Raw genomic sequence first — 10585 nt, forward strand, 5'->3', positions numbered from 1 at the left:
ATGCGCTGCGCGATCTCCGTCGGCGCGTCCGGATCCGCCAGGAGAGCCACGACCGTAACGCCCTGCGACGACACCGGCATGGCTGGACCCTTCTCGTCGGCTGTCCCCGCGATCGCAAGTGCCCACAGATGCCGCCGACGTAACGTCGGCGCCACGTGACACGCTGGCCCCCGTCAGCAGGTGCAATCGCCCAGGGCAAGCACCACACCCAAGCCCTGTTCTGCCTCGCCCGGCGCCGGGCCGACGTCCTCTTCGCGATGCTCATGACGGCACCTTCTACGAATCGCGGCCAGCGCCAGTGGTCACATGACGGGTGGCTCAGCCAGGAGAACGACCCGGTCGATCTCAACGTCGAACCCGAGCACAGGACGCCCGTAATCTCCCTGCGGATCCATCAGAACCGGCTTGCCCAGCCGTCGTCCGATCGCCCGCAGGAAACCGCAGAACACATCAAGTCGCTCCTGGCCCTGCAGCTCCCGCAGATCCACGTCGAAGTCGATCTCCTCCGCGGCATGGAAACGGAAGATCGCCAGAACATCGACTGTCGGCCAGACCCGCAGGTCCGGACATTCGGCGTCAGCCGGGCGGGACAGCACTGCCTCCGCCCGAGGCACCGGCATCACGACATCACCCTCGGAGTACTGGCACTTCCAGCCCCTGGAGCTGATGAGATCGAGGACCGCCTGCCAGCCCTCCACCGAGGCATCAGGGACACGCACGTCTGGCAGCAACCCCATCTCATCAAGGTCGAAGAAGTACTTGACGTCGTCCCACAGCAGATCAGACACCCCGCCATGCTGCCCCGCAGCCCGCCCAGGAGCAGCCCAATTTCCCTGACGAACCACATAGGGGCACCCCCCTTGGTCCGCACCGCACGCCATGCCACCGACCACCCCGCTTCGGTGTCCGGCCGGGAAGTAACGGCTCGATCCGCGCCCACTGCGCGTCGGTCAACGGCGCACCCGGACCAGCGATCCGATGATCCAAACGAGACGGCCCAGGCGGAATGGTCCGCGTCAACCGGCTCTGGCTGCTGTTCGCCGGCCTCTCCCGAGCGTGCGCTGGCGTGTTCGCCACCGCGGCGTTCGGCCTCGTCAGCGGCGCCATCTGAGGGTCGCCCTTTACGTGGGGCCGCTCCGCGACGCGGTGTTCTCCCTGCTGTCGATCCGCACGCCCGTCCGACTCCCCGGGCAATCGGGTGCCTGGGCCTGGCAGGGCAATACAGGGAGGCTAATTAGGCCCGACATGCGCATGCGTTCGCGCGCCCCCGTCGGCCAGGCTGACTGGGAAGCCCAGGGGGCCGGGAGTCACCCCGGCGTCCGCAGCCGGAGGTTGCCGTCATGACCGTGATGTCCATCGCCAGGTTCGAAAGGTTCTTCCGCGCGGCCGCGGGGCTGGACGTCGACAAGAACGATCTCAAGCGCTATAGCGACTTCGTCGACGCCAAGCTCTACGATCTGCTGACCGTCGCCCAAGCCACTGCCAAGGCCAATGGGCGCGACATCATCCGGCCCTGTGACCTACCGATCACGAAAGGCCTGCAGGAGAGCATTCACCACTTCCGGAAGATCGACCAAGAAGTAGAACTCAAGCCGATCCTGGAACAGCTCGCCACCCACCCCGCTCTGGACCGCACACCCGACGAGGAGACCGAGGCGGCCTATCCGGACATCATCGGCGGACTCAGCCTGGCCCTTGCCCAGAGCTTCAAAATCCTCCACCCCGACCTGAAGAACCCCCAGACCCAGCACTGGGACGAGGCCCGAACCCTCTTCGACCTCCTGCTGTGAGTGGCGACCGGACCAGGCGGTGCAGGCTACGGCCAACCAGCGTCAGCGCGCTCTGTTTCGTCGGCTGCCGCAACGATCCTGCCGGCCCGCCGCAGGGCTTCATCCACGTCCAGGGTGCTGCCGAAGAGCGGTCGTGACCTTCGCCAGCAGCGCCAGGCGGGTCCAGAACCCGCTGCGCCGCGTCCACGTCGAACTCGTCCTGCGGTGGAGCGCAACGCTCGACGCGTGCTGGGCAAGCAGCCCTTGGGACGGCTGACGCACCTGGTCGGTGAGCTGGCTGAGACCGCGGCGAGCACCCGTCAGCTGCTGGAGCAGACCGCTGTGCGGCTTGCGGAGATCCGTACGATCCCCGACCGGCTGATGTCGTTAGCCGATCCCGATTCCCGACCAATCCGCAAGGGCAAGCCCCAGCACCGCAGGCTGATCGGCCCACATCTCAGGTGTCGGAGAGCTCAGATTGTGGCGGCTCGACCTCGCGGGGATCATCGAAGGCATGGACAGGAACATGTCCGTCGGGTCCGGGTCCGGGGAGCGGCTGCTGGAGGAGCTGGTCAGAGCAGCCCAGCTGGCATCACCTGCGGAACTGCCCGTGGTCCTGAACCGGTATGCCGAGGCCATGGGTCTGGGCAGGGCCGTTATCTATCTGGTCGACATCCAGCAAAGACTGCTGATGGCGCTTGTCGAAGGCGAGCCGGAACCGGAGCTCGACACTTCGCTGGCCGGATGGGCCTACCGCACCGACACTCTCCGAGTGGAAGAAGGCCCCTCCGACGAGCTGAACGTATGGCTGCCCCTGGCCGACGGAGCGGAGCGGCTGGGCGTCGTGGAGCTGCACATGAGCACCCTGGACGGGCTCAAGCTACGGCGCTGTCGAACGACGGCACTGCTCCTCGCACTGATCATCACATCCAAGCGGACCTACAGCGACACCATCGCGCAGCGCATGCGTACCAGACCGATGCACCTGCCCACGGAGATGGTGAGGGCTTTTCTCCCTCCCCGGTCGATCGGCACCGGGCGGGTCGTTTCGACGGCGGTTCTGGAGCCTGCGTACGAACTGGGCGGCGATGCTTTCGACCATGGGTTCACCGAGGACGTTCTGCACGCCACAATCCTTGACGGCATGGGGCACAATCCGGCGTCCGGACTTGCCACCTCTGTCGCCATGGCAGGCTGCCGTAACGCCCGGCGCAGCGGGGCAAACCTGAACGAACTCGTGGGCACCGTGGACGAGGCGCTGGCGAAGTGGCTTCCGGAGCAGTTCTGCACGGCTGTCTTCACCCAGTTGCACATGCCCACCGGTGTGCTGCGATGGTGCAACTGCGGCCACCCGCCTCCGTTGCTCATCCGTCGCCACCGCCTGCTCCATAAGGCCTTGGAGCGGCCACCTGAGCCTCCTTTGGGGCTGCCCGCCAGTCTCGCCGGGACCGCCCGTCAGGTGCACGACGTCAGCCTCAAACCCGGTGACCGAATACTGCTCTACTCAGACGGCGTCGTGGAGTCACGCGATGATGCAGGCGAAGAGTTCGGCCTGGAGCGCTTCACCGACTACATCATCCGGTCGACCGCAGCGGGGCAGAGCGCCCCGGAAGTGCTGCGCCTGCTCATCCATGCCATCCTCGAGCATCGGCACAACAAACTCAGCGACGACGCCACGATTTTGATGTTTGAGTGGCAGCCCCCTGATCCGTGACCGCAAGAGCTACGTACTACCCGAACGGTCGCCATCCCGCGCTTGCAAGATCGGTTCCCACGATGCAGCCATGCGCCCTGTCACAGCTTCTGCCGCATCACTGCGCATGCAAGCGGCGCGGGCTCGTCCGATCGATCACTCGGGTAGGCGGATCCAGGTTCATGCTGCTGTCGGCCGTGATGGGCGGCTGCTGCCACACGAGGTTCGTCTGCGCCCCGACTTCCGCTCCCCGGACCAAAACGGGTCTGTGCAACCTGATCACGGCGATCGCGGTCGGTCTCGGTGTGCCGAGTCTGTACGTCGTGCTCTGATCACCCTTGACCGCCGCTCGGGCAGAGCGGTCCCGTCCATGCCCTGCTCCCGGTGCGGCACCAGCAGCACCGCCGGGCCCGCGACCTGCCCGGCAGCCGGCCCATACGTCTCGTCCGCCTCAGCTTCGATCTGCACGTTCAGCCGGATGAGCACCCGCTCCGCGCAGCCGAGTTCCTCCCCTTCAGCCCGGACCGCTTCCAGTTCCTTGGCCAGCCGTTCCTCCGCCGCATCGAGTTCCGCCCGCCGTGCGGGGATCCGCTCCAGCACGTCATCCACGGCCGCCCCTCCCGGAAGATCCGGACAGAGCGTTTTGAACCCGTCGCACACTCCGACAGCAGAACCACGAAATCCATCCCACCGGACTGTCAGACGATCATCACGTTCGGCAACCACCCGCGACCCAGTAGTGCCCTGCGCTGCAAATCACACGGGTAAGTTGCTGCCTGTTTGGCGGGGTGATTCTGGTGAGGTGGTCGGCGAGAGATTTCAGGATCTCGTCGGCGGTCTTGGTCCAGGTGAAGGGTCGCGGGTTCTCGTTCCAGGTGTCGATCCAGTCGCGGATGCCGTCCTCGACGGCTTTGACGGAGGTGTGCACGCCGCGCCGGACGAGCTTGTCCGTCAGCAGACCGAACCAGCGCTCGACCTGGTTGATCCAGGAGGAGCCGGTCGGCGTGAAGTGGACGTGGAAGCGCGGGTGCCGGCTCAGCCAGGTTCTGATCTCGGCAGTGTTGTGGGTGGCGTAGTTGTCGCACACCAGGTGCACGTCGAGTTCACGCGGTACGGCCTTGTCTATCGCCACCAGGAACTTCTTGAACTCAATCGCCCGGTGGCGGCGGTGGAGCTGGCTGATGACGGTGCCGTCGGCGATATTGAACGCGGCGAACAGGCTGGTGATGCCGTGCCGCAGGTAGTCGTGGGTGCGCCGCTCGGGCATGCCGGGCCTCATCGGCTGCGAGCGGTCCAACGCCTGGGTCTGGCTCTTCTCATCGACACAAGGGATACCGCCGAACACGTTCCGGGTGATCGGCCGCATTCCCGAACCGGTGAGCGACACCATCACACGTCGGAGCAGCCGAGTTGAACTCCACCGGCGCGAGCACGTACAACTGCGGCAACAGGGTCTCCCGACTCTCGGTTGGCTTCGCAACCCCGAGCTGCCAAGAGGCCCTGCCTTCATGCCCGCAGCCGGCGGCAACCACCCGATCGAGACTCCCGTTCGACGCGCACCCCTCAAAATCGGAACGACAACAGCTACTCAGGCCATTCGAAGACCTCCTCGACGTCCTTGAGGAGCCGATCGGCCTTGTCCACCATGGTGTCGAACGAGGAGAAACCTGTCTCAACCATTTCCGTGGGCCTTTCGTTCCGGGCGCCTCACGGGCTCAGTCCGCGAGGTCGGCCTTGCCGAACAGGACCGCGTAGCTGGAGGGGAGTTGGCTGATGATCTGATTCAGCTCTCCGCCGGTGACAGCGTCGGCAACGGTGGTCAGGACCGCGCTGGCGTCCCACTGCGCCGTACGCGGCCGGGCATGGGTGCGCTCGGCGACCCGGCGGTAGAACTCTTCGATCCCGAAGCTCTGCGCCTGCTGCGGCGTGGCATGGTCCAGAACTTGTCCCAGCGGGCCGGGCAGCTGGGATGCGAGGTCCTTGACCTCTCCCGGGCTGATCCGTTGGGCCAGCACTTCCAGCACGGCGTTGGTGACGTCCGCGGCTTCGTCCTGGTCGTTGTATTCGCCTCGCTCGCGTACACGGGCGAGGAATCCGTCGTATTTCATCGCTGCCTTCCTTCTGCCTTCCCCGGTCACCGTTCATCACGAGGGGCGCCCGGTGCGCCGTCGGGCCGGCCGGGTCCGTCCGTCGGCGCGTAGCTGCCGTTCGCAAGGCCCTTGGCACGGGACTCCCGCACGGACTCACGCAGGGCACGGCGGAAGCGCCCGGGGCCCCAGGAACGGCCGCCCACGGCCTGTTCGAGTCGGTCTCGGCTCGTCGGGCCGGCTTCTTGGAGCACGTGGGTGATCTGTTCGATCTCGTCGTCGAGGCGTTGTTCGGCCATGGCGGACGTACGGCTTGCCGTGCTCGCGGTGCCGGCCATCCCCGGCGAGTACAGAGTGCTGCCCGGTCCGGTGCCCGGGCGGTAGCGGCGGGCTCCGGCTCGCTCTCGCTCCCGGCGGCGGGCGGTGCGGTCGGCGATCCGCAGTTCCCGCTCGTGCGCGGCCTGCCGGACGTGCGCGGGCCGGAGGCGGTCTCGTGCGTCCTGTGGTGCGGGCTCGTTGCGCCAGGCTGCCTCGGTTTCCTCAGCGGTGAGCGGCCGGGCGATGTTCTCCAGGGACTGTTGTTCGGCCCGGACACCGAAGAAGACCTCGGCCAGCCCGCCCAGGGCCATGGCTGCCGCTCCGACGAGGAAGCCGATGGCCACCAGGTCGGCATCGCCACTGTGAATCAAGTGGCCGAACAGCAGCGGGCCGGTGATTCCGCCCACGGCCGTGCCGATCGCGAAGAACAGCGAGATGGACAGGGCTCGGGTCTCCATGGGGAAGACCTCGCTCACCGTCAGGTAGGCCGAGCTCGCTCCCGCGGACGCCACGAAGAAGGTCAGCGAGACTAGTAGGAAAAACCACCATGTCGTCAGGGAGCCGCTGATCAGCAGGACGGCGAGGACGGCTGCCACGACTGCCGAGCCGAAGTAGGTGCCCGCGATCATCGGCTTTCTGCCAACGGTGTCGAACAGTCGGCCGAGAAGGAGCGGCCCGAGGAAGTTGGCGATCGCGAAGAGGGCAAGGAAGTAGGGGATCGAGCCGGAGCCGATGTCGAAGAAGCCATTCAGGATCGTGCCCAGGTCGAAGACGATCGCGTTGTACAGGAAAGCCTGTCCGACGAAGAGCGCCAGACCGAGAACGGCGCGACGCGGGTACCGCCGCAGAGCCACACCGGCGATCTCCCTGAACGGGATGACGTCGCGCTGCCGTACGGTGACCGCCTCGCCCGGTTCCGGCAGCTCGCGGCCGGCCTCTTGGCGCACCTCGGCCTCGATCCGGTCGACGATGCGTTCAGCCTCGGCTTGATGCCCGTGGATGAACAGCCAGCGCGGACTCTCCGGCACGTGGCGGCGTACCAGCATGATGCCCAGGCCCAGAATGCCGCCCAGGCCGAAGGCCAGCCGCCAGCCGAGGTCGGCTGCCAGCAGACTCTCGTTGAGAAGCAGCACGGCGACCAGGCTGCCGAGCGCCGCACCGACCCAGTAGCTGCCGTTGATGGCCAGATCCACCTGCCCGCGGTTGCGGGCAGGAATCAGCTCGTCGATGGCCGAGTTGATCGCGGCATACTCTCCGCCGATGCCCATACCGGTGATGAAACGGGCGAGGTAGAGGTACCAGGCGTCGTGGGCGAACGCGGTCGCGACGGTGGCGAGGATATAGATGCCGAGCGTGAGCATGAACAGCTTCTTGCGCCCGTAGCGGTCGGTGAGCCTCCCGAACAGGAGAGCGCCCGCACATGCGCCTGCCACGTAGATGGCGGCGGCAGTGCCTATGTCGGCGCTGGTCAGGTTGATGCCGCTGCCCGGCTCGGTCATACGGGCGGCAACCGCCCCGACGATCGTCACTTCGAGGCCGTCCAGAATCCAGACGGTTCCCAGACCTATGACGATCCGCCAATGGAATCGGGACCACGGCAGCCGGTCAAGCCGGGCGGGGACCTTGGTGGTGACGACACCGAGCTCGGCGGTGGTGGTCATGCCATGCCTCCTCGTTCAGGGCCATGAGGCTGTTGCCTGGAGAGGGACAGAACAGGCCGGAATGGGCCGGTCCGCATAGGGTGGTCTTCTGTGCTGCGCTGCCACCTTCTGGGACACCGTTTTCGCTTTCTCCATCAGGGCGACACGATGTTCTGGCGCTGCGCGCGTGGGTGCGGAGCGGAGGGAAGCAAGCGATATCCGACGGCCCGGGACGCCGAGCGTTACGCACGGGCATTCGACCGCGAGGACCAGGCGGACATGGGTCGGCGAGCACCGCTGGGTCTGCTCCCCCTTCGGCTGCTGCGCGCCTGGCGCCTTCGGCGCCGAAAGGGAGCCGGTGACGAGCCACGTGCCGAGCCTCCGCCACGGTGAGGGCTTGTGATACGGGACGTCATTCATGAGTCACCCCGGGTGTCGAGCCTCGCCGGCCCGGCCGCGGTGCCGGGCGGGTGTCCGGAACCGCGGCGCTCGCGTCTCAGCCGCTGCTCTCACTCGTCTCGCTGATCTCGACGTGCCGGGGCTTCGCGACCTCGGCCTTGGGGACGGTGATGGTGAGCACCCCGTCCGACATCTGCGCATTGATCTTTTCGGTGTCGACCTCTCCGGGCAGCCGCAGCCGGTACTCGAAGGCTCCGGTGCGGCGGGTGCTCCGGCGCAGGACGCCTTTGCGTTCCTTCTCCTTGATCTCTCCGGTGACCACCAGCTCCTGGCCGTTCGCTTCGACGTCGATGTCCTTGCTCTTGACGCCGGGGAGTTCGATCTCGATGTGGAAGGCGTCGTCGGACTCCGTGACATCCGCCAGGGGTGTCCACGCGACTGCGGGCGCAGCGCTTCCCACCGTGGATTCGATCAGTCCGCTCATCTCGCTGAGCAGTTGGTCGAACTCCGTGAGCGGATTGCGTGCCCAGCCAGGGGGCCTGGCCTGCATGGCGCCACCTCGGTGGTGCCGGACGGGCGTGGTCATTTCCATCGCCTCCTTCTCCTTCTCGTGATCTCGTCGCCCGCTGGGTGTCATGCGAGCCAAGCGGACTCCTTCGGACGGGTGTGCGGGGAGCTGTCGGTGCGACCGGGCGCGGCCGTGTGGCCCAGGTAGCGGTGCACGAAGTGGACGCTCATCGCGCCTTCGCCGACCGCGGAGGCCACGCGCTTCACCGAGCCGCTGCGGACGTCGCCGGCGGCGAAGACGCCAGGCAGGCTGGTCTCCAACGTCAGGCAGTCTCGGCCCTGGCTCTGCCACAGTTCGGGAACGGAGCAGGCCTGCGCCTCCGCGCCGGTGAGCACGAAGCCGCGCGCGTCGAGGGCGAGCGTGCCGGACAGCCACTCGGTGTGGGGGTCGGCGCCGGTGAAGACGAACAGGGCCCGCACCGCGAGGTGGCGGTGCTCGCCCGTACGGTGGTCGACCACGGTGACCGCCTCCAGCGCCTTGTCGCCGAGTGCCTCGGTCATCTCGGTGTGCAGCAGCACGCGCACCCGCGGGTGGCGCTCGATCTGATCGATCAGGTAGCGGGACATGTGCGCCTCGATGCTCGGCCCACGGACGAGCAGATACACCTGCGGTGCGTACCCGGCCAGGAAGAGCACGGCCTGCCCTGCGGAGTTGCCGCCGCCGACCACCGCCACCGGGTCGGTACGGCACTGCTGGGCCTCGTAGACGGTCGCCGAGTAGTGGACGCTCGCGCCCTCCAACGGCTCGATGCCGGGCACATGGAGGCGGCGGTAGCGGGCGCCGGTGGCCAGGACGACGGTACGGGCGGTGATCTCGCTGCCGTCGGCGAACCCAACGGCGTAGTGGCCGTCCCGCGGTTCGAGCCGGGCCGCCTCCGCCGGGACGCTGATCCGGGCGCCGAACTTGCCCGCCTGGAGCACAGCGCGCTCGGTGAGTTCGGCGCCGGAGATGCCGGAGGGGAAGCCGAAGCAGTTGTCGATGCGGGACGACGTCCCGGCCTGGCCGCCGGTGGCCATCGCCTCGACCACGGTCGTGCCGAGACCCTCCGAGGCGGCGTTCACCGCAGCGGCGAGACCGGCCGGACCGGAGCCGACGATGAGGAGATCGCCGCGGCCGTTGCCCGACGGCAGGGGCGGCAGACCGATGAACCGGGCCAGTTCGGCGTTGCTCGGGTTGCGCAACAGGGTCGTGTCCCGCCAGATCACCAGCGGCGTCTGCTCCGGACCAACCGCGAAGCGGCGCAGCAGGGCCTCGGCCTCCTCGTCCGTCTCCAGATCGATCCAGCGGTGCGGCAGCCGGTTGCGGGCGGCGAACTCGCGCAGCCGCCGGGTGTCGGGCGAGTAGCGCGAGCCGATGATGCGGAAACCGGCGCCCTGCCCGACGAGCAGGGCACGGCGGCCCATGCAGGCGCGCAGCACCACATCACCAAGGATGGAGTCCCGGGTCACCAGGTCACGCAGCTGATCCATGGACAGGGCGAGGATCTCGCCGGGGTCCCTGACCACAGCGGTGTAGAAGGCCACCTGTCCGTTCAGGAGGCCGAGTTCGCCGAAGAAGCGGCCAGGACCGTGCACACGCAGCAGGCGTTCGCCGGGTGTGCCGTAGCCCTCGACGATGGCGACCGAACCACTGAGGACAACGTAGAACGTCTCGCACCGCTCTCCCTCCCGGATCAGCACGTCACCGGCGTCAGCCGCGCGCCGCCGGCCATGCTGCGCCAGGCGGGCCATCTGGTCGTCCGACAGGCGAGGATAGGCGCCGTAGATGTCGGGGGTCTCGAAGGGGACGCTCTCCTCGGCCTCGTCCGGCACAGGCGCTGCGCCCGGCCGCGTCTCGTCGCCGGGCATCACACGAACGCCTCGTGGACGAAGCACCACCGCCAGTCCTCGCCGGGCTCCAGCGACGCCACGATCGGATGGCCGTCGGCGGCGGCGTGACGGCGGGCGTGCCGGTTCGGCGAGGAATCGCAGCAGCCGACGTGGCCGCACGTCAGGCAGAGCCTGAGGTGGACCCAGGGGGAACGCGTGGCCAGGCATTCCTCGCATCCTGGGGTGCGCGGGGTGACGGGGCGTACGAGGGCGAGGTGGGGGTCGGTTCGTACGGTCATGGCC

At 67.7% G+C, this 10585-nt stretch carries 10 protein-coding genes and 1 pseudogene; 3 read left to right on the forward strand and 8 right to left on the reverse strand.

Translation table 11 applies throughout. From position 1 onward, the window contains the following. Positions 1–302: 302 nt before the first annotated feature. Positions 303–788, reverse strand: a complete 486-nt coding sequence (locus ACIF80_RS14590; RefSeq protein ID WP_399804010.1) for a hypothetical protein — start codon at positions 786–788, stop codon at positions 303–305. 552 nt (positions 789–1340) lie between these two features. Here ACIF80_RS14590 and ACIF80_RS14595 point away from each other — a divergent pair. From ACIF80_RS14595 to ACIF80_RS14605, 3 genes are all read left to right on the forward strand, one after another. Next, the gene (locus tag ACIF80_RS14595; protein ID WP_350856401.1) at positions 1341–1790 is read left to right on the forward strand and encodes a DUF1931 family protein; all 450 of its coding nucleotides are present in this window, start codon (positions 1341–1343) and stop codon (positions 1788–1790) included. Between the two features lie 133 nt (positions 1791–1923). Beyond that, positions 1924–2046 carry a hypothetical protein gene (locus ACIF80_RS14600; RefSeq protein WP_399804014.1) on the forward strand — a complete coding sequence of 41 codons (123 nt, stop codon included), beginning with the start codon at positions 1924–1926 and terminating at the stop codon, positions 2044–2046. A 237-nt stretch (positions 2047–2283) separates the two neighbouring features. Further along, on the forward strand, positions 2284–3483 hold the full coding sequence (locus ACIF80_RS14605; RefSeq protein ID WP_399804018.1) for a PP2C family protein-serine/threonine phosphatase: 1200 nt from the start codon (positions 2284–2286) through the stop codon (positions 3481–3483). Between the two features lie 258 nt (positions 3484–3741). On the opposite strand, the gene ACIF80_RS14610 is transcribed toward ACIF80_RS14605, so the two are convergent. The 7 genes and pseudogenes from ACIF80_RS14610 to ACIF80_RS14640 form a co-directional block, all read right to left on the reverse strand. Continuing rightward, complete coding sequence (locus tag ACIF80_RS14610; protein WP_399804021.1) at positions 3742–4071, reverse strand: hypothetical protein; 330 nt, start codon at positions 4069–4071, stop codon at positions 3742–3744. A 100-nt stretch (positions 4072–4171) separates the two neighbouring features. Beyond that, a pseudogene (locus ACIF80_RS14615) lies at positions 4172–4786 on the reverse strand (IS630 family transposase); the annotation flags it as partial. A gap of 391 nt (positions 4787–5177) precedes the next feature. Next, the gene (locus ACIF80_RS14620; RefSeq protein ID WP_190177582.1) at positions 5178–5570 is read right to left on the reverse strand and encodes a DUF2267 domain-containing protein; all 393 of its coding nucleotides are present in this window, start codon (positions 5568–5570) and stop codon (positions 5178–5180) included. A 26-nt stretch (positions 5571–5596) separates the two neighbouring features. Then, entirely contained in the window at positions 5597–7528 is a 1932-nt protein-coding gene (locus ACIF80_RS14625) for an MFS transporter (protein WP_399804026.1), read from the reverse strand. Between the two features lie 475 nt (positions 7529–8003). Continuing rightward, positions 8004–8492 (reverse strand): Hsp20/alpha crystallin family protein, encoded by a 489-nt coding sequence (locus ACIF80_RS14630; protein WP_399804029.1) that lies wholly within the window; start codon positions 8490–8492, stop codon positions 8004–8006. Between the two features lie 47 nt (positions 8493–8539). Next, a complete protein-coding gene (locus ACIF80_RS14635) occupies positions 8540–10321 on the reverse strand; it encodes an FAD-dependent oxidoreductase (protein ID WP_399804032.1) in 1782 nt (593 codons plus the stop codon). Beyond that, positions 10321–10581, reverse strand: a complete 261-nt coding sequence (locus ACIF80_RS14640; protein ID WP_399804035.1) for a UBP-type zinc finger domain-containing protein — start codon at positions 10579–10581, stop codon at positions 10321–10323. The genes ACIF80_RS14635 and ACIF80_RS14640 overlap by 1 nt, the downstream gene beginning before the upstream one ends. Between the last annotated feature and the right edge of the window lie 4 nt (positions 10582–10585).

It is taken from the genome of Streptomyces sp. NPDC085927 (assembly GCF_044540975.1).
Taxonomy (GTDB): Bacteria; Actinomycetota; Actinomycetes; order Streptomycetales; family Streptomycetaceae; genus Streptomyces; species Streptomyces hirsutus.